The organism is Pseudomonas viridiflava (assembly GCF_001642795.1).
Lineage (GTDB): Bacteria > Pseudomonadota > Gammaproteobacteria > Pseudomonadales > Pseudomonadaceae > Aquipseudomonas > Aquipseudomonas viridiflava.
Map to the genome: position 1 here is coordinate 40,580 of NZ_LKEH01000034.1, position 22,296 is coordinate 62,875.

Genomic DNA, 22,296 nt, shown 5'->3' on the forward strand with positions numbered 1-22,296 from the left:
CGGCGTATTCGACGTGCCTGGGTATTTGCCTGACCCAGGCAGGTGTGCCGCAAACCAGGCTAACGGCGCCTGGACCACATCAAGTCGGTCAGCTTGCGGGACGCTATCAGTGCCTCGTCGGCGCTGACTGTCGTGGGCAGTGAATGCCACGGAACACCTGCGGCGCGGTGATGCTGCAGGTGCAGGTTGATGTGATAGGGCCAGATGAAGAACCGTCCCAGCCAGCCCACGCGCCATGAGTAGGTCCATGCCTGCCAGCCGGGTGTGGAGCCGGGACCGCCGCTGTGTTCGGCCATGCTGCGGATTTTCTGAAGCAGGGCGCCGAGCGTGGCGAGCGGGACGAACCACAGCATGGCCAATAGCGCCAGCTGGTGCGCCGAACACTGCCAGACAAGAAGCGCCAGAATGGAAACCCACACCAGTACGCCCGCAATCAAAGGACGCGTGACCGGCAACGGCGCACCCCCGCTGGTCCGGTAAGCGATCAGGTTGCGCACGGTGTTGACCAGCAGGAGGTCGCCCGCCAATTGCCTGAGCAACGGCCCGGCACCCAACGGTGTGAAGCGCCAGGGTTGACGGTGGTATAGAAAACGCCGTTCTGGATCCTGCTCGGTGCCAAGATGTTGATGATGCTCAAGGTGCAGAGGCCGGTAGAACTCGATTGGAACAAGCCCCGGAACGCCGATGGCGGCATTGATCAGAAAGTCGTTGACGCTGCGCCGACGCGTCAGGTGGTAGTGCGTGGCATCGTGATACAAAACAAACAGGGCATGCTGTCGGGCGGCGATGATGATCATGGCCGCGACGCAGATTCTCCAGTCGGCCATATACAGCGCAATGCGCAGTGTAACGATGATGCACAGCCACTCCAGCAACAGTGCTCCCATCGTGCGCAGGTCTATGGCAAAGCGTCTGAACAACAGCGTCAGCGCTGCGCAGCCCACCCCAATGGCAACGCCAAAGGCCATGTCGGCGAACAGATGTTGCCCGGTCGTCATGACGCTCATCATCAGCACCAGACTCCACACGGCAAATGCCAAGGCATGGCGCACCCTTAGGCCGAACAGGGTAAGGGCGATTGCGACGGGCAACGCCACGTGCCCGCTGGGCGACGCTGCCAATGGTTTGTCCAAGTGATACAGCCAGTCGAGCGCCGCATGAAGGCTGTCCGGGCGTACGATCATGGTCGGCAAAAACAAGTGGCAGACCAGACACAGCCCGGCGGCCAGTGCGCCAGCAAAAAATACTGGCAGCAGCCAGTCTGACGTGCGCCCCAGAAAGACAAGCACGGGCATCACCAGCATGTAACTCAAGTAGAGCGGCAGGGACAAAGGCAGCATAGGGATATAGCGGTCGACGGCCCCCGGCTCGATGACGTTAACCACGCCCATTGGAAAATGCGTCACCAGGAAATACAGCACGCCGGTGACCAACAGGTAGGCGATCAGCCAGGCAAAAGGGCGGGTGACTGGGTTCGGGTCGAGTCGAGAAGGGGACATGTACGGACGGCCTGGATCAAAGGTTGGCAAGTGCGGGTAACCGAGGGGATCCGCTCGCAGTCGGGGCTGCAACGTCAAAACGGCAGACAGTTTGATTGCCCTGAACGGTCCACCCCGTCAGAATCCGGCCAGTGTGTTTCCAACTATCGAAGTCTTCCATGAGTTTGCGCGCTACCACCGTTGAATGTGCTGATCTGTCACTGAATGAAATCGAGCAGATGTTCGAACTTTACTCGGCTTGCTATCAGGATACCTGCCGGATTCGGTTTGGACACGATCTTGATGACAAGACGCATTGCGTCATTCTGCGTGACGCGGGTGATCGAATCGTCGGTTTTACGACGTTGAAGCTGTTCGAGATGCTCTGGCAGAACCAACTGAAAAGATTTGTGTTCTCCGGCGATACAATCATCGATCCCGAGCACTGGGGCAGTCAGCAACTGACGTTTGCCTGGTCGCGGCTCGTGGGCGATCTGTGGCGACAGCGTCCGCAGGTGCCTTTTTACTGGTTTCTGATCTGCAAGGGGCATCGCACGTATCGCTATCTGCGCGCCATGATACTGAATTATGCGCCGCGTGCAGGCCAGGTGACAGCTCCGGACGTGCAGGCGTTAATGGATCATCTGGCCACCACCCACTTCGGTGATGCGTACGACTCGACGACAGGCTTGCTGCGCTTCCAGACGCCTCAAGGTCGCCTCGTTCCAATGCTGGCAGAGGTGCCGGAGAGCCACTCAAGGCTTGAGGAGGTCGCCTATTTTCTGGAGCGCAACCCGGGCTATGCCAACGGGGACGAGTTGGTATGCCTGTGCCAGCTTACGCCTGAAAACCTGCGCCCCTTCGCCCGACGCCTGTTTGTCACCGCGCAGCCTTCTGCGTGTTGATTCGTCAGGCGCTCCCTTCGGACAATCCGCAGCTGCTTGATTTTCAGAAGCGCCACGCGATGCCTGGCCGTGTACCTCTGCGCTTTGATCGCAGCCCGGATTATTTTGCCTTGCATCGCTGCCACGCACCCGACCACCGCACCTGGCTGGCCTCAAGCGAGGACGGGGTTGTGAAAGGCACCGCCAGCCTGGTTGTTCGTGAGGGTTATATGCATCACGGTGTCGAGCAGGTGGCCTATCTGGGTGATTTGCGTCTGGTGCCTGACCGGGCACTGTCCCGCTCATGGATGGCGCAAGTGCAGTCGCGACTCGGCGAGCTTTCACTGGAAACCGGTGTTCAACACGCCTATTGCTGCGTCATCCGCGACAACACGCTGGCGACACGGTCGCTGCTCAGACGTCGCCAGGCCAACCCCCTCAAGCTCGCGCACTGGCGCGGCTACAGCAACGTTTCGATTTACGCCCAACGTGGTTGGGGCAGTGCGCCGCGCATCCCGGCCCATGTGCGCGTCATACAGGCAACGCCGAGCCATCTTGATGCGCTAAGAGCGTTTATCGACGACGAGTCGGCTCAGCAGCCGTTTGGCAATGTGTTTAGCGAGACAGAGTTCAGCAGAAGGTTGCGAGACTGGCCTGGTTTCAGCCTTGATTCATTCCTGATCGCGGTAGACCCCTGCGACAACATTCTGGGATGTGTCGCGCCGTGGGATTCCGGACAGATCAAGCGCATCGTGGTTGAGCAGCTACCGGCAGGACACCAACTGTTGCGGCGCGGATACAACGCACTTGCACCGCTCGCAGGCAGACCGGGCATTGCCGCGCCGGGTGACGCGCTACAGGATATCTACCTGACCCACCTACAGATAAAACGACGTGACCCGGCGGTGTTTGCCGCTCTGCTGGATGTAGCCTGGGCACAAGTTCGTGGGCAGTACGCCTTGATGCAACTTTGTCTGTACGACGGTGATCCGCTTTGGCCCGCGATGAATCGCTACCGCTCAATCTCTACCGCGATGGATTTGTACACGGCACCCTGTAATCCCGAGGCGCGGCCGTTTCTCAGTGAAAACGCGGATCGGATTCCAGGTTTCGAAATCTATCTGGTGTAGCCGTCAAGTCTAATTGGCCTGCGGATTCCGGCTGGACGGCTGAAGAACATCCAGCAGCGTCATCCAGAAACGGACCTGATCGAAACCTCCGCCCCCGAGCACTGGCTGGCCATGATCCAGATGGGGCAGGCAGATCTGCGGCACGTTGGGCAGGCACAATCGTTCGATATAGAACTGACCGTCGTGGGCGTGTCGAGGGCGCAATCTGTCGAGCCGCGTGTGATGGGTGTCGAGAAATGAATGCCCTGACGCAGACCAACTGACCACATGCACGGCGTTCAGATTGCCGGGCAACTCATCGAGCAGCTGGGTTATTTTCGGGTCGCGGCGACTGCTGATGTCCCGTGTCGCGCCTGCCAGCCAGCGCGTATTGACCAGCGTACGGCGCAGCCGGTCAAACCGGTAGTATGGGGCAGGGAGGCCCGTTCGGCCGATGCCGGGTGTACGGTCCAGCAATTCATCCACCAGCGTTGAAGCGCCAGCAGGCGGCTGGACCAGTGCGATGCCGTCACAGGCTTTCTGGAGTTCATTAGACTGTGCCAGCGCGGCGAGCGCATCGAGGCCCCCCTTGCTGTGGGCCAGCACCACAAAGCGCTGACCCTGCCTCAGATGAGTCGCGAGCACTTTGCTGATATGCGAGCCCTGCGCCATGACACCTCTGGATGAGCGCACGGGCACACGCAACACTTCATGGCCTGACGATTTCAACGCCCGAGGAACGCCATGGAAGCAGCGAGGCATGAACTCCGAATAGAGGCCCGCGATCAGCACAATCAACGTGGATTTCGGGAGTCGAGCCTCAGGCTGATGCCAGCAACTGATAAAACGGTCAGTCAAGTCCAGAGGCGCTGGCGGACGCACAAACCCGGTTGCCGGAAAGAACGATTGCCAGTCATCGAAGCCTTCGGGTGTCCAGGTCGGTCGCGCCATCAGTGCTCTGCCTGCGCAGCGGGCACGAAAGACTCGTCAAAGGCCCGACGGGCATCCTCAAGCACGTCGCGGCTGTCCAGTCGGTCCGGATGAAAGCCTGGCACGAACCAGAGCAGCGCTGCCGGCACGATGCGCGTCAGCAGGCCGGGATTCACGAACAGCCACCACTGCAATCGCAACCACTCCCGCCAATTGTGATGTTGCCGATCACTTCGCACCAGTATGTAGGTGAAATGCGTCAGGTCGAACAGGAAGCTGGCTGCCACGATGAACATCAATGCACAGCGCCGCAGATAACCTCGCAACCGGTTGGTTTCGACCACGCACATGACGTCGAACGCCACCGCCTTGTGCTCAGTCTCTTCAATGGCATGCCAACGCCAGAGTCTGGCCATGACCGGATCCGCACCCGCCAGCACGCCGGGGTTACGCAATACCTGATCGGAGATGATCGAGGTCAGATGCTCCAGGCACGCCGTCAGGGCCAGTCTTATCGGTGCAGGCAGCCAATCGTTTCTCTCGATGCGCCGCTGCAACAGGCTTTCAAGCTGCTCGACGGGTGCGCCCTGAGCCTTCAGCCACAGGTTGTAAGCCCGATGTTCACGAATATGCGTGGCCTCTTGATAGACGAAACCGTCAACCGCTTTGAGTAGTGTGGGGTTTCGTTGAATAAGAGGGCGATAGTGCATGACGCTTTCAATGAAAACCCTTTCGCCAACCGGAAACATCAGCGACAGGCCGTCAAAAAAGCGGGTGATGTGTGGACGACGATGATGCCAGTGGCGAGGGATGCTCTCGTCAAGCATGAAGCGGACGGACCTATGGGGGATTTCCACGGCGTTTATCTGCGCCGCCGAGCGTTTGGACAGCAGGCGTTTGAAAATCGACATGTTGCGCAGATTACCTTAATCATCAAGGCGCACAGGCTACCGCGTTTGGCGGTGTCGATGCGACAGTACCGTACCCATAGAGTCGGCATGCACAGCTGCAGGCCCCGAATGGCGCCGGACCCTCAGAGGGTTCGATACATTGTTGGCGCACCGGTATACTCCGTGGTTTGTCACAGGGACAGGGTGTGCTTGATCATGGATACTTCGCCATCACAACGGTTCGACATCGCTAACCTGAGCGTTGTGGGCGCACAAACCCTGCTATGGGCCACAACGCTGACCTGGCTGTCCCACGCTCATTCAGGTGCCTGGAAATGGCTGGTGCTGATTCCGTTCTGCCTGATCATGCAGGGCGTCTTTTCCATGATGCACGAGGCCTTTCATGGTCTGGCGCACAGCAGGAAAACGACCAACTATTTGATCATGTGGTGGGCCTCGACCTTGTTTGGCGCTTCTGCCACGCTGATCCACGTCAACCACCTGGGGCACCACACGCGTAATCGCACTCGCGCAGAACTGGCTGATTTCGCGATGCCCGACGAATCCCTGCTGCGAAAGCGGCTTGAATATTACTTCGCCGTGCTCGGCGGAATATGGCTGGCGGCGTTTATTGGCAGCCTGTTACTCCCGTTGCTGCCCGCACGTTTCGCTGATCGATGGGCGCAACGGGGTGAGGTCAATACCTATGCGGCCGCGTTCAAGGACTTTTCCGTCCAGGATTTTCGGCGCATTCGCCTCGAAGTCGTCGCCAGCGTGAGCGCCTGGCTGCTGGCCGCCCTGGTGCTGGGTTGGACGTGGCACGTCGTGCTGATTGCCTACATTGCGTTCGGTTTTTCATGGTCATCGCTGCAATGGGTCTATCACATGCGCACACCGATCGATGTTGTCGAGGGGGCCTATAATTTGCGCGCGCCGCGTGTGGTGCGCTGGGCCTTCCTGAATTTCAATTACAACCTGACGCACCACCGGCATCCCTCCATGCACTGGCAGCACATGCATGCCGCCTCCAATCTGAAGGAAACGCGGCCTCTGTGGTACGGCTGGTTACAGGTGTTCAGTCCGCCGCAGCGTATGCCTGAAGATGTGTCGTCGCTCGACAAGACCTATTTCTGATGCGACCTGTCGATCAATCAAAACATGCGCTGTGGCGCTCGTTCTCTGACGGCGCACAGTCCACCCTCGATCACTGGCACGCAATGTTCGAGGAGCCTGAGCTCACTCAGGAGCGGATACTTCAGCGTTTGCTCGCCGCCAACCGCGACAGCGCGTTCGGGCGCGCTCATGAATTCGCCTCCATAACCGATTCGACCCGGTTCCGCGAACAGGTTGCAATGCAGACCTACACGCAGCTTGCGCCTTGGATACAGAGGGCCCAACGTGAGTCGGGGCCGATACTGACCCGCGAGGCGCCCTTGTTTTTCGAGCGCACGAGCGGCAGCAGCGCTGTTCCGAAACACATTCCCTACACACGCTCGTTCCTTGGCGAGTTGCAGGGTGCGCTGACCGTATGGCTTGCCGATATGCACCGCCAGATTCCCGAAATAGGCGACGGCAGCGGGTATTGGTCAATGTCGCCGCCCATGCAGACGCAGGCGATAGCCGAAAATGGCATCGCCATCGGTTCGACCAGTGACTTGGCCTACCTGGAGGGCAGTGCGATTGCTTCATTGGCGGGTACGTTGTTGATGCCCGACCTGGTTGAGGACGCAACGCGCTGGCGCAGGCAAACACTGTTGGCGCTGGTGGCCGCTGAAGACCTGAGCTTTATCAGCGTCTGGAGCCCGACCTTTCTCACCAGCCTGTTGCAACCGCTGTTTGACATCGACTCGGCCGATAACCGCCATGTGTTTGACTGGGTGGAGACTCAGTTACCCGCCGAGCGTCAACAGGCGCTACGCCATGCCAGAGCAACCGGGTTGTGTACCCGCCTGTGGCCACGATTGGCAGCAGTCAGTTGCTGGATGGATGGGCCTAGCCACGGGTACGCAACGCGATTGGCGTCGCATTTTCCTCAGGCCCGGTGGCTGCCCAAAGGCTTGCTCGCCACCGAAGGCGTGCTCAGCATACCGGTGGGCGCCGGGCCGGGTTGTCCACTGGCAATCGGCAGTCACCACCTCGAATTTCTCGACGAAAACGGCTCGTCGCGTGGTGCCCACTCGCTGCGTATGGGTGAGACTGTCCAAGTACTTTTGACCACCGGGAGCGGGCTGTATCGCTATGCCCTCGGCGACAGGGTTCGCGTCGTGGGTCACACCGGACGCACACCCCGCGTGGAGTTTATAGGCCGCGCCGCCAACACCTGTGATCTGGTGGGAGAGAAACTGGATGAGCCATTCGTCGAGCGTGTTTTGCAGGGTTGCCTCGACACAGCCGACGACGCTTGCCTGGTGGCCGACGCACAGGCCTCGCCAGCGAGCTACACCGTCCTGCTGGCAAGCTCTGCCACGGGCGAGGTCAACGGTCTTGCGGAAGCAATCGACCGTGCGCTGCAAGCGTCTTTTCACTACGCACAGGCACGAAAGCTGGGGCAGTTGGGGCCGGTCTGCGTTCGCGTCGTCAGCGGGGGCGCGCAACGGCTTGCAGGATTGTTACAACGGGCTTCTGAAATCGGCGGGATTCGCGCTGGCGATGTAAAGCCCGGCCGGCTGATCAGTCGGCTGGAAACTGCCCGAGCCCTCCTTGCCATGACGGAAAAAGATCTGTGACTGCCCCCGTGAACCGCGAAAATCCAACGCCTCATGACGCGACGCTCGAACACTGGTACGTGGCCTGCACCGCAAGGGAATTGAAGAGCAAGCCGCATCGCGCCACGATCCTGGGCCTTAATATCGTGTTGTTCCGGCAGAAAAGCGGGCACGTCGTTGCGCTCCTCGATCAGTGTGTACACCGAGGCACGCGATTGTCGGCAGGCAAGGTCGCTGACGACTGCCTTGAATGCCCTTACCACGGCTGGCGTTACGACGCGCAGGGTCACGTGGTCCATATTCCGAGCGTCGACGCCGATAAGGCCTCGCCGCGATCGCCGGGCTACCACTATCGGCAACGGCACTTTGCGGTGTGCGAGCAGGACGGTCTGGTCTGGGTCTACACCGGCACGGGCGAGGCCCATGCCAAATCGATATTCAGGTTGCCTGCTTACGGTGAGCAGCCGTGGCAGTCTTACTTCATGCTCAATACCTTCGAAGCAGACGTCGGCAGCCTGGTACAGAACTTTCTGGACGTACCCCACACAGTGTTTGTTCACGAGGGTATTTTCAGGTCAAGCAGCGGCAGAGCGATGGAGGCGACGCTGGCCTGCAAGGCCCACAGCATCGAAGTGTCCTACCACGACGAAGCCGACAAGATCGGCATCCTGCACTGGCTGACCAATCCGGATGCCGAACCACTTGTTCACACTGATCGGTTTCTGGCGCCCAACGTGACGTTTTGCGACTACCTGTGGGGGCAGCGCTCGGGATTTCTGATCGTTAGCCAGATCACTCCGGTAAACGAACGTCAGTCCAGGGTCTACACCTATATCGCGTACCGCTTTCCAGTGCTGCGCTGGATGCTACGGTTGATGCGTCCGCTCATCCACCTTTATACGCACCTCGTTATCCAGCAGGACGTGAAGATCATCCGTGCCCATCGGGAAGGTCTGGATAATGTAGCGAACTTCAAACCCTGCAATGTTCCGGCCGATGCAATTCATATGGGTGTCGAGCAGATGCTGGCAGCGGTGAGGCGTGGCGAAGCCTTGCCGCCAGCCCAGCGCCGCGAGCAGCGAATCAGTTTTGAACTCTAGGGCAGGGCGCCGACCAGCCGTGGCTGCACCGAATCCGCCAGCCGGGTCAGGATCAGGCAACACGACACCGCGCCGGCATCCAGTACGCCGATAGAGCGTTCGCCCAGACGGCTGGCGCGGCCGATTTTGGCCATCAGGTCCCTGGTCGAGTCGCGCCCCTGCGAGGCTGCGCGTTTCATGGCTTCCAGCGCATCGTTGAACGAAGCGCCCGAGGCGTGGGCCTGTTCGAAGGCTTCGACGGCTGGAATCAAGGTGTCCATCAGGCACTTGTCGCCCACGCCCGCTTCGGTGATGTCCTGCAGGGACGTGAGCCCGCCGCGCAACAAATGGGCGAAAGTTGCTGCGTCGATCTGCTCACTGCCGCGTACTTCATCGGCCATCCCAATGAACAGGCTGCCGTACAACGGACCCATGGAGCCGCCGATGCCTTCCATCAGGCTTAGCGTAAGTTCATCGAGCGCCTCGGCAAGGGTCAGTTGTCGGCCCTCGATGCTGCGACCGCAGTGGGCAAAACCCTTGGCCATGTTGATGCCGTGGTCACCATCACCGATGGCACCATCGACTTCACTGAGGTATTCACGGTTGGCCACGATCACGGTGACCAGATCGGTGACGATGGCGCTGCCGTCACGAGAGGAAAAATGCTGGCTCATGGTTCACTCCGCCTGGGTCATGCCGATGGAACGGCAAGGGTGGTCGATCAGGGTTTTCAGCTCGGCGTCCAGGCCCAGCAGGGTCAGGGTCACACCCATCATTTCCAGGGACGTGAAGTAGTTGCCGACGTAGCAGCGATGAATATTCAGGCCGCACGCCTTGAGCTGGTGTTCGACTTCGGCATAGAAAATGTACAGCTCCATGACCGGCGTGGCGCCGAGTCCCGACACCAGCACCACGACGCTGTCGTCCTGATGGAAATCCCGGTCAGCGAGAATCGGCGCCAGCATGCGTTCAGCCATGGCGGCGGCGGACTCGATGGGGATGACCTCAATGCCGGGTTCGCCGTGGTGGCCGATACCCAGTTCCATCTGGCCGTCCGGGATCTGGAAGTTGGGCTTGCCGACTGCCGCGATGGTGCAAGGCGTCAGGCCGATGCCGATGGAGCGGCACTGATCGACGGCTTTCTGAGCGACACGGATCACGCCGTCCAGGTCGTAGCCCAGCGCTGCGGCAGCGCCGCCGGTCTTCCACATGAAGATCTCACCGGCCACGCCGCGACGTTTGGCAATGTCGGCTTTGGGTGCCGAGGCCACGTCGTCATTGGCGACCACGGTGCGAATCTGCAAGTCCTTGCTGGCGGCCATTTTCATCGCCAGCTTTACGTTCATGTTGTCACCGGCGTAGTTGCCGTACAGGCAGGCCACGCCAGCACCACGATCCGCTGCGCGGAAGGCATCGAAGAAACTTTTGGCGGTAGGTGAAGAGAATATCTCGCCGACTGCCACGGCATCGACCAGGCCGGGGCCGACATAGCCGAGAAACGCGGGCTCGTGACCCGAACCGCCACCGGTGACGATGCCGACCCGGCCGTGGGGTGAGGGCGTGGTTTTGCTGATGACTCGGGGGTTGCTGTCGCCTTGCGATAGCTCGGGATGCGCAACCAGAATGCCGCGCAGCATGTCCTCGACCACTTGGTCCGGATCGTTGATGACTCGATTCATAACGCGGTTTCCTGTGTTCTTTTTATAAGGAGCGTGCGTGTTACGGTTCCAGCACCACTTTCAGCGACTTATCGCCGCGTTCCATCACGGCGAAGGCTTCCTTGAAATCGGCGAGGGGGAATTTGTGGGTGACCACGTCTCGCATGTCGATCTTGCGATTGCCAATGAAATCGATGGCGCGTGGGTACATATAGGGGCCCAGATGTGAGCCCAGCACGTCCAGTTCCTTGCGATCGCCGATGATCGACCAATCTACCGTGGCCTCGTCGTTGAACACACTGAATTCAACGAAACGACCCAGCTTGCGCAGCATTGCCAGGCCCTGGTTGACCGCCTTGTGGTGTCCGGTGGCTTCTATATAGATGTCGCAGCCGTAGCCTTCGGTGATGTCGCGGATCTTTGCCAATACATCGACCTCGGCCGGGTTCCAGACTTCATCCGCACCCATGCGCAGGGCGAGGGCGGCGCGTTCGGGTTTCATGTCCAGCACGATGAGCTTTTTCGGGTTACGCATGCGCACCGCGCCGATGATGCCCAGGCCCAGCGTGCCGGCCCCGGCAACCACCACCACGTCGTCGAAATCGACATTGGCGCGTTCTGCTGCGTGCAGTGAGCACGCCAGCGGCTCGATCAGAATCGCCTCGTCCGGCGCGATGGAGTCGGGCACTTTGTGGATGATGCCTTCCTTGGTGAAGATCATGTATTGGGCCATCGCGCCCTGAACATTGTTCTGAAAACCATACAAGTCGTGCTTCTGGCACATCCAGTACTGCCCGTGGTTGCAGAAGCGGCAGCCCCAGCACGGTACGATCTGCTCGGAAATCACCCGGTCGCCAATCTTCACCCCGCGTTTTTCGGCACCCGGGCCGAGGGCGACCACGCGGCAAACGAACTCGTGGCCGGGAATCATAGGCGGTTTGACGTAGCGCGGCTGCTCGGCATCGCCCCAGAATGAGGGCGCGCCGCGATAGGTCTTGATGTCGCCCATGCAGATTCCGCACAGCTCGACCTTGGTCAGGATCTCATCAGGGCCGGGCGTCGGGACGTCGACCGTTTCAAGCCGGTAGTCTTCCGGGCCATGACAGACCACGGCCTGCATGGTGGCGGGAATCACGGGAGAGAGTTGTTCGGCGGTGCGTTCGGTAGCGGTGGACATGACGAAACCTCGCGACAGAAAAGGGGGTTACTGAATGCTGTAGCCGCCGTCGATCACCACGTTCTCTCCGGTGATCATGGCGGCGACGTCGCTGAGCAGGTAAAGCGCCAGCCCGGCAATTTCTTCCGGCTGGGCGAAGCGTCCCGCCGGGATCTGCAATCTGGCCTTTTCACCCAGCTCGCCCGCCCAGGCTTTCTTGCCCAGCGCGGTTTCGACGATGGTGGGGGAGATGGCATTGACGTTGATGTGCGGCGCCCACTCCATGGCCAGCACTTTAGTCATGCCGACCACCGCAGCCTTGCTGGCGCAGTAGGCGACGTGGCGATCCAGGCCGATCACTGCCGCCTGTGACGCCAGATTGACAATGCGCCCGCCGCCTTGCGCGAGCATGTGCCGTGCGCAGGCCTGAGCGACGAAGAAACTGGCCTTGAGGTTGATATCCAGCGTGGTGTCCCAGGCGTCTTCGCTGACATCGACGGCCTTGTCCAGCAGGGCGACGCCCGCACTGTTGATCAAGTAATCCAGGCGCTTGAAGTGGTCAAAGGAGTGGTCGACGCTGCGTTGCACCTGATCGAGCTGACGCAGGTCCACGGCGATACCAAGATGGCCGTCGCCCAGGCGTGCGGCGACTTCAACCACTGCGGGGTCACGATCAAGCAACGCAACCCGCGCACCGCGCTCGACCAGCAGGCTGGCACAGGCCAGACCGATCCCGGCCGCGCCGCCCGTGATGACGGCGCATTTGCCGGTAAGGTCGAAGGCCTGATTCCAGAATCCAGACATGAACATGACTCCTGTTGTTGAGGGTTTTGTCTGCCTATGCTCGTTCCCACGCTGACTACTCATCGCTATACACAAATCTTGCCGCAACCAACGGACTGTGGGAGGCGGCTTGCCGGCGATGCTTTTTGATGCTGCACATCAGAGACTGATCTGACGCCATCGCCGGCAAGCCGCCTCCCACAGGTTGTGCATCCAATCAGGCATTCTGGTTTTGGCTACCTTCTGTGCCTCTTCAGGACTTATGTATGACGCCGAACGCAGCGCATCGGAACGATCAGCAGAGGGTTACTTGCCGCCACTCACCTGTTGATACAGCGCATCGGCGTTGGCGTCGGTCACCGGCACCCATGGCAGGATGTAGTTCTTGTCGGTGCCATCACCCCATTTCACGTCTTTGGCGTAACGCTCCCAGATCACGGACTGCGGCTTGTAATCCTTGCCGGCGAGGGCGCGAAGGGCGACGTCCAGCGCGCCCTGGGATTGGGCCTGGGCATCCTGCAGGAAGGTGGTCACTTCGTTTTTCTTGGCAGCCTGAATGGCGTCCGGCATGCCGTCGATGGAGGTGACGGGCACTTCAGCAGGGGTCAGGCCGCGTGATTTGACGGCTTGCAAGGCGCCGAGCGCCATGTCGTCGTTCTGGGCGATGATCCCGGAAATGCCGCCATTAGGGTGCGCATTGAGCCAATCTTCAGTCAGGGCCAGCGCTTCGGCACGCGACCAGTTGGCGGTTTTCATTTCAATGATCTTGATATCAGGGTGTTTCTTCAGGACTTCCATCTCACCCTTTTCACGGTCGATCTGGGCCGACTGACCAATCGGCCCCTGAATGATCACCACGTTGCCCTTGCCTTTGATCTTGTCGACCATGGCCTGAGCCTGCAGGCGTCCGCCCTCGACATCATCGTTGCCGACGTAGGGCACTTTGGTCCCTGCCACACGGGTGTTGGACGCGATGACCGGAATATCGTTTTCCATGGCGCGGGCCACGGTGCCGACGCCGGCCTTGGTGTCGATGGGCACGAAGATGATCGCGTCGTAGTGCTGTGTGATCATGGTTTCGATCTGGTTGTTCTGGGTCAGCGCGTCGTAGTTGCCGTCGAACACGGTGATTTGCACGGTGCCATCCTTGACCGCCGGGTGCTGCTTGAGCTCTCGTACCCAGTTCTGCATGAACTGGCCTTTGAGCCCGTAAACGGCTGCGCCGATCTTGTAGGTCTTGCCGTCAGCTGCCAGGGAAATGCTGCTGGCAAGCAGGGTGAGCGCCGCGACAGCGGCCAGGGATGTGCCGAATTTCATGATGAGAACTCCGTTATTGTTGTAGTCAGTCGTTCATTCAGAGGAAAAGCGATTAGCGTTTTTTCTTGCGCCACACGTCGATCAGTACTGCGAACACGATGATCAGGCCCTTGGCGACCTGCTGGTAATAGGAGGACACGCCGAGCAGGTTCAGGCCGTTGTTGATCACGCCGATCAACAACGCGCCGAACAGGGTGCCGACGATGCTGCCCGTGCCGCCCGACAGGCTGGTGCCGCCGATGACCACCGCTGCGATGGCATCCAGCTCATACGACATGCCGGCCTGGGGCAGGGCGGACGTAGTTCGGGCGGACAGCACCACACCGGCCAGACCCGCCAGTAATCCGGAAACCACGTACACCGAGAACATCACCTTGCGCACGCCGATGCCTGAGGTGCGGGCGCTTTTCTCGTTGCCACCCACGGCGTACACGTAGCGGCCATAGGTGGTGTAACGCAGCACCATCCAGAAAATCAGCGCCACCACTGCGAAGATGATGATCGGCACGCCAATCGGACCGATTCGCCCGGTGCCCAGCGCCAGATAGGCATCAGGCAGGTCAGTCACCGGGCTGCCGTCGTTGAGAATGAAGGTCATGCCGCGGGCGATGCTGAGCATGCCGAGGGTCGCGACAAAAGGCGGAATCGACAGGTTGGCGACCATGAAGCCGTTGACCACCCCGAGCATTGCCCCAGCGAACATCCCGGCACTCACTGCCGCCAGCAATCCATAGCCCTGGGTCGCAACCAGCGCGCTGCACAGCCCGGCGAAGGCCAGAATCGAGCCGACCGACAGGTCGATGCCCTTGGTCAGGATCACGTAGGTCATGCCGACCGCGAGAATGCCGTTGATGGAGGTCTGGCGCAGGATGTCCATCCAGTTGCGCCAGGTCATAAAGTATTCGCTGGAGAACGCCATCACGATACACAGCACGATGAACACCAGCGGCAGGCCGAAACGGTCCAGGGACAGACGCAGGCGGCTTCGGGGTGCAGCGTTAGCGGGGGCGATGACGGTTTTGGCATTCATGAGGCAAGACTCAACAGGGCTTCCTGGGAAAGGTCGGTGTCGCTGCTGATGGTTACCAGCTTTCCGGCCTTGAATACGGCGATTCGGTCACTCAGGCGCAACAGTTCCGGCGCTTCCGAAGACACCACGATGGCAGCGCCACCGGCGCGCACGAACTGGTCCAGCAGGTGGTAGATCTCCTGCTTGGCGCCTTCGTCGATGCCCCGGGTCGGCTCATCGCACAGCAGGCAGACGGGCTCGGTGGACAGGCACTTGGCGAGCACCACTTTTTGCTGATTGCCGCCACTCATGGAGGCGACGGGCAGGTCCAGTGAAGTGGTCTTGATCTGCAGGCGCCTGACCATGTCTTCGGCCAGACGGGTTTCCTTGCGTGTGTCGATCAGCGACCAGGTCGACAGACGCTTGTACGCCGAAAGGGCAATGTTGGAGAGAATGCTGCTGGTCAGCACCAGGCCGCTGTCCTTGCGGTCTTCGGTCACCAGCGACATGCCTGCGCGTATCGTTGCCTTGGGCAGGCCGACCGGCATGGGCTTGCCCTGCAGGGTAACGGTGCCTGAGTCCGGCGTGGTCAGTCCGTATATACAGTTGAGAAATTCGCTGCGTCCCGAGCCCATCAGGCCGTAGATGCCGAGAATCTCGCCCTGACGCAGTTGAAGGCTGATGTCGTGGAACTCGCCGTTGCGACTCAGGCTGTCAACGTTCAGGCAGCATTCGGCAGCGCATTCGCGACCGACTTTGTGGTCGATGCGTGTCAGCTCCTGACCGACGATGCCGCGCACCAGATGGGCGCGATCAATGTCCGCCATGCGGCCGGTTTCGACAAAAGCCCCATCGCGGAAGATGGTGTAGTCATCGGCGATCTGCGCCAGCTCACTGAGGCGGTGTGAGACATAGACAATACCGGCGCCTCGCGCGGTCAGGCGGCGAATGGCTTTGAACAGCGTCTGCGCTTCGCGCTCGCCGATGGCTGAGGTGGGCTCGTCCATGATCATGACTTCGCAGTCGTGACTGAAGGCCTTGGCGATTTCTACCAGTTGAATCTGCGCCACGCTGAGGCGATGCATGGGGCTGGTGGCCTCGACCTCGAATTCCAGGCTCTCAAGCAGCTCGCGGGTGCGCCTGTTGAGCTCGCGGGTATCGACAATGCAGCCCGCACGACGCGGCTCGCGGCCCAGCCAGATGTTTTCGGCGACGGTCATGTACGGGATGGGTTCGAGTTCCTGGGTGATCATCGCGATTCCGGCAGCCAGCGCATCGCCTGGGCGATTGAATTGCACCGGATTGCCGTTGAGCAGAATGGTCCCCGCGTCACGCTGGGTGATGCCCATCAGAATACTGAGAAAGGTCGATTTGCCTGCGCCGTTGCCGCCGCACAGGGCGTGAACACTGCCTGCGCGCAATGAGAGTCGACCGTCACGCAGGGCAGGGATGCCGGCGTAGGCCTTGGCGACATGTTCAGCCTGGAGCAGTAATGGCATAGCCATCGGCGTGTCCTCGTGCTGTGAATTCTTATTAGGTGCACTGGTGTGGCTCAGTGAGCATATGTGTATCAAATGAAATTCTGTGCAGTCAATCTCTTTCCTCGATAAATTTCGAAAGGCTTTTAAATCGCGGTTAAAGCTGGTTTTTAAGCGATCGTTTGAATCTGCGTCGAAAACTTGCTTGACAGTATCCCGGTAATATCTGAGAAATAAGTGATCGGAATTTCACCGATTGAACATTTGGTCAGTGATATGTGACCCCGGCAGTGGAGCCAAACGCCATGAACACACTTTTCCCGGTGGCCATCGGGTGCGATGAAGCGGGTTATGAACTCAAAGAGTTGTTGAAGCGGCACATCGAAACGCTGGGGCATCCGGTAACCGACTTCGGCACCCACTCGACAGCGCCGGTGCTGTATCCGGACATTGCCCTTGCCGTGGCAACGGCCATCAATGCCGGGCAGCAGCGGCTGGGCATACTGGTGTGCGGGACGGGAATCGGCATGGCGATCTCGGCCAACAAGGTGTTGGGCATTCGTGCAGCGCAGGCCCATGACACTTATTCGGCAGAACGGGCGCGCAAAAGCAACGATGCGCAGATCCTGTCCATCGGTGCGCGGGTGATCGGTGTGGAGCTGGCGAAAAGCATCGTCAAGTCGTTTCTGGAGTCGGAGTTCGAGGCGGCACGCTCGGGTGCGAAGGTCGACCGCATCAGCGCCATCGAACGCGACGGGCATCAGTAGTGGACGCAGAGGGCAGGGAGTAGGGAGAATGCGCCTTTGACGTCGAAACGGAAGCCCGTCCACATGAGTGACAGTAACCAGCGCATGGCCAGCGACATCGATCTGATGACCGAGGTCGCGATGCTTTATTACCTCGAGAACGTCACTCAGGAAGCCATCGCCAAACGTTTTGACCTGTCCCGTGCAAAAGTCAGTCGATTGCTCAAACGCGCGCGTGACGAAGGCATTGTCGAAGTGCGTGTTCTGCAGCACCCGGCAATGAACAACGAACTCGAGCAGGCGCTGGTCGAGCGTTTTCAGCTGGATCGCGCCCTGATTGCAGTCGATCACAGCGACCCCGACACCCAGCGTTCTGCAGTCGCGAGTCTGGTTGCCAACTACCTGAACAAGACCCTGAGTGACGGCATGATCGTCGCCGTCGGCATGGGCCGCAATGTGGGTGCGGTGGCGGACAATGTGTTCCTGCCCGTGACCCGCAACTGTACCTTTGTCTGTGCCATCGGCGGCTCGCTCAAGGCAGGCGAGTACATGAACCCCGATCACATCTGTCGGCGGCTGGCGCTGCGTTTCGGCGGCGAAAGCGAAAGCCTGTACGCCCCGGCGCTGGTCGCCAATCCTGAATTGCGCGGCGTGCTGATCAATAACGACACCGTGCGTTCTACCCTGGACCGTGCGCGACGTGCCGACATTGCCTTGATCGGCATCGGCGACATGAGTGAGAACAGCAACATGGTGCGCATGGGCTGGTTCTCGCCACAGGAAATCGCCCAGGCCCGGCTGTCCGGCACGGTGGGCGACATGATGGGCTACGACTTCATCGACATCCACGGCCAGCCCGCGGTCAATGCCATTCAGGGCAGGGTGATCGGGCTGACGGTGCAGGAGCTTTTTCGTATTCCGGATGTGGTGGCCATCGCCAGCGAAAACACCAAGGCGGCGGCGACGTTGGGCGCCTTGCGTTCCGGAGTGATCAACACCCTCGCGACCACAGTGACCAACGCACACACCATCCTTGCGCTGGACGACGCCACGCGCAAAGTATGACGACCTGACAGTTTGTTGCCTTGCCAACACTTTCATAAACCGCTTTACTGCGTTTCAGTGCCAAACAGGTATGTCGTCAGACAACGCTTTGGCTAGCTGGATGCAGTCTTGTGGAACGCCCCACAACGTCTTCTACATAGCACTGTCGTTCATCAAGCACGGGACCGTGGGGGGGGGCAGCTTGTCGGCGATGGCTTCAGCCGCCGCTTGAAAAACACGCGCTCAACACACGGTTTCATCACATAACAAGAAAGGACAGGGACGATGATTTTAAGAGCGACAGGTATCGTGATGGCGATACTGAGCATTGCGCTGCTTTATATGGGAGCACAACTGGTAGCGGTGGGCGGCTCGCCGGCTTATTCGGTGATTGCCCTGGGCGTGCTGGCCACCGCAGTACTGGTGTTTCTGAAGAAAAAATCGGCGTTGACGCTGTATGCGCTGCTGATGTGGGGGATTCTGCTGTGGATCGTCTACGAAGTCGGCTTTGATAAATGGCAGTGGATTCCACGCGGCGACCTGTTCGCGCTGATCGGTTTCTGGCTGGCAATGCCTTGGATAGTGCGCCCGTTATTGCGCAACCAGGCTGCCGGCAGCAATCGCGGCTTTGACCCTTTTCTGGGCGGCACTGTCGCCGTCATGGCGCTGATCGTGATTGCGCTCATGTTCTATGACCCCTACGCAGTGAAGGGCCAGATCGGCACCTCGACCGCATCACGCAGTACCGAGGTCGCAGGCAATGAATGGGTGGCCTATGGCGGCACCCCAAGCGGTCAGCGTTTCTCGAGTCTGGATCAGATTAATCCGCAGACCATCAACAAACTGGCGGTGGCGTGGGAGTACCACACCGGTGATCTGCGTGACGCGGACAAGGATGCTGGCGAATACACCTTCGAAGCCACACCGTTGAAGGTCAACAACCGCGTGTATGTGTGCACCCCTCATAACGAAGTACACGCCATCAACCCGGAAAACGGCAAGCCGGACTGGAAATACACCCCGGAGAAAACCCGTTCCTACCTCCAGCAGCACCAGACCTGTCGTGGCGTGAGTTACTACGCAGCGCCGACGGCTCAGAATGCACCGGCAGCGCAGTGCGCAAAACGCATAATCATGGCCACAGCGGACGCCAGGCTGGTTGCGCTCGATGCCGACACCGGCAAGCTCTGCAGCGATTTTGGCAGCAATGGTGTAGTCGATCTGCACGACAACATGGGCAAGGTCCGCCCGCACGCCCTGATGCAGACCGCCGCGCCGCTGGTAGCCGGGGATCTCATCGTGCTCGGTGGCTCGGTGATGGATAACGGTTATGACCAGGGCAACCCGTCTGGCGTGATTCGCGCCTACAACGTCATGACCGGCAAGCTGGTCTGGAACTTCGATCCCGAAAATCCACAAAATACCGCGCCTGTTTCCGCAGAGCAGAACTATCCACAGGACACCCCGGTGGCGTGGGCGACGTTGAGTGCCGACCTGAAAAACGGTCTGGTGTACGTGCCGTTTGGCAATGCGTCGCCCGATGAAACCGGCACGCGTCGCGACCCGAACAGCAATACCGAGAAATTCCGTGACGCACTGGTGGCGCTGGATCTGAAAACCGGTGCGTTCAAATGGAAGTTCCAGACCTCCCACAACGACCTGTGGGATCGCGATAACCCGTCGCAGCCTTCGTTGCTTGATCTGGGCAAGGAGGGCAGCAAACAGCCCGCGCTGCTGTTGCCGACCAAGGTGGGTAACATCTTTGTACTCAATCGTCTGACCGGTGAGCCGATCACGCCTGTCGATCAGGCCAGGGTGCAGGCAGCAGGTGGCGTGCAGGGTGAACGGTTTGCGCCGACCCAGCCGGTTTCAAGACTCAATTTCATTCCGCCGCCGCTGACCGAGAAGTCGATGTGGGGCGTCACGCCGTTCGATCAGATGGCCTGCCGCACCACCTTCAACACGCTGCGCTACGATGGCAATCCCTGGACGCCGGCCACCGAGTCCGGTTCGCTGATTTATCCCGGAAACATCGGGGTATTCAACTGGGGCTCTGTGGCGGTAGATCCCGACCGGCAGATTCTGGTAGCGACGCCCGTGCGTCTGGCCTACATCTATAACCTGATAAAGCGTCCCGAGCAGGATCAGGAAAAGCGCCTGTTCACCAAGGATGGCAAGCCGTACTGGAACGAAAACTTCAACGGCGACTACGCCATCCGCATCTCGCGACTGGCGTCAGGCCTGGGCATTCCTTGCACCGCGCCGCCTTGGGGCAGCATGGTCGGTGTGGACCTGAACACCAGCAAGACCGAATGGAAACGCCGGGTCGGGACTACCAAGAACCTAAAGACCACTTTCATGGAAGACCGCTTTCCAGTTGGGTTCCCGATGGGAATGGTGGCCCATGGCGGTCCGTTGGTCACGGCAGGCGGTCTGGTTTTTCACGGAGCAACGGCTGACAATTTCATCCGCGCCTACGACGTGAACACCGGCGAGGTGCTCTGGCAATACGAACTGCCTGCAGGTGGGCAGGCGACGCCTTCTACCTACACCGGAAGCGATGGCAAGCAGTACGTGATCATCTCCGCAGGCGGCCACGGTTCTCTGGGCACGACGCTGGGTGACAGCGTGATCGCGTTTCGTTTGAACTGAGCAGCACGCCTGTCGTTATACACAAGTCCGCAAGACGCGCAAAACGGGGGGGCAAAACGAAGGTGACTGACTGAATGCATACCCCGTGGGAGGCGGCTTGCCGGCGATGGCGTCCGTTCAGTCACTGATAGGTNGACGCTGAGCACAAGCATGGGCATGATCGGCGTGCTTGAGATCACGCTGATCGTTCCTACGCTCCGCGCTCATCGTTATACACAAGTCATCTGGCTATCCAGTGAGACAGCGGCACTCCCGTGCTTTTTTTGCGCGATAGTGCGGACACCGCCGATTGCGACGTGGACGAAGGAACCCCGGCGAAGCCGGGGCCGGAACCGGAGCGAAGGACTTTGGCTACTTTGGTCCCTCAAAGTAGCGCGCCGTAAGGGCGCAAAGGTGACCTGAGCCGGGCGCTCGGCTCACTGAGTCCACAGTCTGTGCCATTTGTGACGCGGAGCGTCACCGGAGGCATGCCCACGCGGAGCGATGGGCACGATCAGTATCAGAAAGGGCCATGCGCTGACGCGTCATGGCCCCTTTTTCCTACGCAGTGAGAAGTGTCTGACTTACGGTCCGGCCATCCATCTCGCCAAACTGTGTCGGCCACTGACGCCAAGCTTGGCGGTTGCGCGTTTCAGGTAGGTTTCCACCGAACTGTTCTTGAGGTTCAGTCTTTGTGCCATCTCTGCAACCGAACCACCGGTCAGCAGGCCGATGCAGACTTCCTGCTCACGCGCCGACAGCGTGATTGCGTCCTGCGCCAGACGCCCGCTGAACGCTTCGTCGATCGAGCCCGGCTCGGATTCGATTTTCTCCGCCGCAGATTGCACCAGCAGTTGTGAGTGGTGCTCGACCAGCGGCAAAAGTGTGTCGGAGAGGCTCTTGAGCAACGACAACTCGGTCAGCGAGAAAGCCTTGGAGCCGGCCAGTCGATAAAAGCAGATGATGCGCCGCAATTCGCCGCTGCTGGACACCAGGCTGCAGACCTGAATGTCACGGCGTGCCGATTTCTGGCCCACAGGCACTCGGGTCTGGACCAGCAAAGAGGCGTCCATGTGCACGATGCTCTGTAGCAATGACTGCTGGAGGACGTCGGATGCGCAGATATCGTGCTGAACGCCTGCGCCACCCAGACGGGTGATGCGCTCGACATTTGAAGCGGCATCAAGCGCCCATTCGCACAGCACGATGCCCTGAACCGAGACCAGCGTGTCGACCAATTGCAGCATTTGCCCGGCAAATGTGGAGCTGCCGGTGCTCGAAACCAGTTGCCCGAGCTCTTGATAAAAACGCGGGTCGTGGCTGGCATTCGGCGAGCGTATCGATTTCATCTTTTAGCCTCCTTGACACTGTCCGTGCCTAAGCGCCGCCCTGCGACGGA

General features: G+C 59.9%; 19 protein-coding genes. 8 read left to right on the forward strand and 11 right to left on the reverse strand.

Annotated features, from left to right (window positions below):
* Positions 1 to 59 precede the first annotated feature (59 nt).
* The gene (locus tag AO065_RS19325) at positions 60 to 1,499 is read right to left on the reverse strand and encodes a fatty acid desaturase (protein ID WP_004885499.1); all 1,440 of its coding nucleotides are present in this window, start codon (positions 1,497 to 1,499) and stop codon (positions 60 to 62) included.
* A gap of 218 nt (positions 1,500 to 1,717) precedes the next feature.
* Here AO065_RS19325 and AO065_RS19330 point away from each other — a divergent pair, with 218 nt between their 5' ends.
* A complete protein-coding gene (locus AO065_RS19330; protein WP_032651903.1) occupies positions 1,718 to 2,383 on the forward strand; it encodes a hypothetical protein in 666 nt (221 codons plus the stop codon).
* Positions 2,377 to 3,492, forward strand: a complete 1,116-nt coding sequence (locus AO065_RS19335) for a hypothetical protein (protein WP_004885496.1) — start codon at positions 2,377 to 2,379, stop codon at positions 3,490 to 3,492. The genes AO065_RS19330 and AO065_RS19335 overlap by 7 nt, the downstream gene beginning before the upstream one ends.
* A 9-nt stretch (positions 3,493 to 3,501) precedes the next feature.
* On the opposite strand, the gene AO065_RS19340 is transcribed toward AO065_RS19335, so the two are convergent.
* Both AO065_RS19340 and AO065_RS19345 read right to left on the reverse strand, forming a co-directional pair.
* A complete protein-coding gene (locus tag AO065_RS19340) occupies positions 3,502 to 4,422 on the reverse strand; it encodes a lipase family protein (RefSeq protein ID WP_004885494.1) in 921 nt (306 codons plus the stop codon).
* The gene (locus AO065_RS19345) at positions 4,422 to 5,312 is read right to left on the reverse strand and encodes a metal-dependent hydrolase (protein WP_004885493.1); all 891 of its coding nucleotides are present in this window, start codon (positions 5,310 to 5,312) and stop codon (positions 4,422 to 4,424) included. The genes AO065_RS19340 and AO065_RS19345 overlap by 1 nt, the downstream gene beginning before the upstream one ends.
* A gap of 195 nt (positions 5,313 to 5,507) precedes the next feature.
* On the opposite strand from AO065_RS19345, the gene AO065_RS19350 reads away from it, so the two are divergent.
* From AO065_RS19350 to AO065_RS19360, 3 genes are read left to right on the forward strand one after another with little or no spacing between them, the layout of a single operon-like run.
* Positions 5,508 to 6,425 (forward strand): fatty acid desaturase family protein, encoded by a 918-nt coding sequence (locus AO065_RS19350; protein ID WP_004885491.1) that lies wholly within the window; start codon positions 5,508 to 5,510, stop codon positions 6,423 to 6,425.
* Positions 6,425 to 8,017 carry a GH3 family acyl-acid amido synthetase gene (locus tag AO065_RS19355; RefSeq protein ID WP_004885490.1) on the forward strand — a complete coding sequence of 531 codons (1,593 nt, stop codon included), beginning with the start codon at positions 6,425 to 6,427 and terminating at the stop codon, positions 8,015 to 8,017. Before AO065_RS19350 ends, AO065_RS19355 begins: the two co-directional genes overlap by 1 nt.
* Complete coding sequence (locus tag AO065_RS19360; protein WP_004885488.1) at positions 8,014 to 9,096, forward strand: aromatic ring-hydroxylating oxygenase subunit alpha; 1,083 nt, start codon at positions 8,014 to 8,016, stop codon at positions 9,094 to 9,096. Before AO065_RS19355 ends, AO065_RS19360 begins: the two co-directional genes overlap by 4 nt.
* Here AO065_RS19360 and dhaL read toward each other — a convergent pair.
* The 7 genes from dhaL to AO065_RS19395 form a co-directional block, all read right to left on the reverse strand.
* On the reverse strand, positions 9,093 to 9,749 hold the full coding sequence (gene dhaL / locus AO065_RS19365) for a dihydroxyacetone kinase subunit DhaL (protein WP_004885485.1): 657 nt from the start codon (positions 9,747 to 9,749) through the stop codon (positions 9,093 to 9,095). The genes AO065_RS19360 and dhaL overlap by 4 nt on opposite strands.
* Before the next feature lie 3 nt (positions 9,750 to 9,752).
* Positions 9,753 to 10,754 carry a dihydroxyacetone kinase subunit DhaK gene (locus AO065_RS19370; RefSeq protein ID WP_004885484.1) on the reverse strand — a complete coding sequence of 334 codons (1,002 nt, stop codon included), beginning with the start codon at positions 10,752 to 10,754 and terminating at the stop codon, positions 9,753 to 9,755.
* Between the two features lie 40 nt (positions 10,755 to 10,794).
* A complete protein-coding gene (locus AO065_RS19375) occupies positions 10,795 to 11,910 on the reverse strand; it encodes an erythritol/L-threitol dehydrogenase (RefSeq protein ID WP_004885482.1) in 1,116 nt (371 codons plus the stop codon).
* A gap of 27 nt (positions 11,911 to 11,937) precedes the next feature.
* Entirely contained in the window at positions 11,938 to 12,693 is a 756-nt protein-coding gene (locus AO065_RS19380) for an SDR family oxidoreductase (RefSeq protein ID WP_004885480.1), read from the reverse strand.
* Between the two features lie 285 nt (positions 12,694 to 12,978).
* Entirely contained in the window at positions 12,979 to 13,989 is a 1,011-nt protein-coding gene (locus AO065_RS19385; protein WP_004885479.1) for a substrate-binding domain-containing protein, read from the reverse strand.
* Positions 13,990 to 14,041: 52 nt separating this feature from the next.
* Positions 14,042 to 15,019, reverse strand: a complete 978-nt coding sequence (locus AO065_RS19390; RefSeq protein WP_004885477.1) for an ABC transporter permease — start codon at positions 15,017 to 15,019, stop codon at positions 14,042 to 14,044.
* Entirely contained in the window at positions 15,016 to 16,503 is a 1,488-nt protein-coding gene (locus AO065_RS19395) for a sugar ABC transporter ATP-binding protein (protein WP_004885475.1), read from the reverse strand. The genes AO065_RS19390 and AO065_RS19395 overlap by 4 nt, the downstream gene beginning before the upstream one ends.
* A gap of 278 nt (positions 16,504 to 16,781) precedes the next feature.
* Here AO065_RS19395 and rpiB point away from each other — a divergent pair, with 278 nt between their 5' ends.
* The 3 genes from rpiB to AO065_RS19410 all read left to right on the forward strand — a co-directional run bounded on the left by rpiB (position 16,782) and on the right by AO065_RS19410 (position 20,918).
* Complete coding sequence (rpiB, locus tag AO065_RS19400; RefSeq protein ID WP_004885473.1) at positions 16,782 to 17,243, forward strand: ribose 5-phosphate isomerase B; 462 nt, start codon at positions 16,782 to 16,784, stop codon at positions 17,241 to 17,243.
* A 63-nt stretch (positions 17,244 to 17,306) separates the two neighbouring features.
* The gene (locus tag AO065_RS19405; protein WP_004885472.1) at positions 17,307 to 18,287 is read left to right on the forward strand and encodes a sugar-binding transcriptional regulator; all 981 of its coding nucleotides are present in this window, start codon (positions 17,307 to 17,309) and stop codon (positions 18,285 to 18,287) included.
* Positions 18,288 to 18,551: 264 nt separating this feature from the next.
* Positions 18,552 to 20,918, forward strand: coding sequence for a membrane-bound PQQ-dependent dehydrogenase, glucose/quinate/shikimate family (locus tag AO065_RS19410; protein WP_032651899.1), 2,367 nt, complete (start codon positions 18,552 to 18,554; stop codon positions 20,916 to 20,918).
* A 563-nt stretch (positions 20,919 to 21,481) separates the two neighbouring features.
* Here the strand turns inward: AO065_RS19410 and AO065_RS19415 are convergent.
* On the reverse strand, positions 21,482 to 22,246 hold the full coding sequence (locus AO065_RS19415; protein WP_004888320.1) for a helix-turn-helix transcriptional regulator: 765 nt from the start codon (positions 22,244 to 22,246) through the stop codon (positions 21,482 to 21,484).
* Between the last annotated feature and the right edge of the window lie 50 nt (positions 22,247 to 22,296).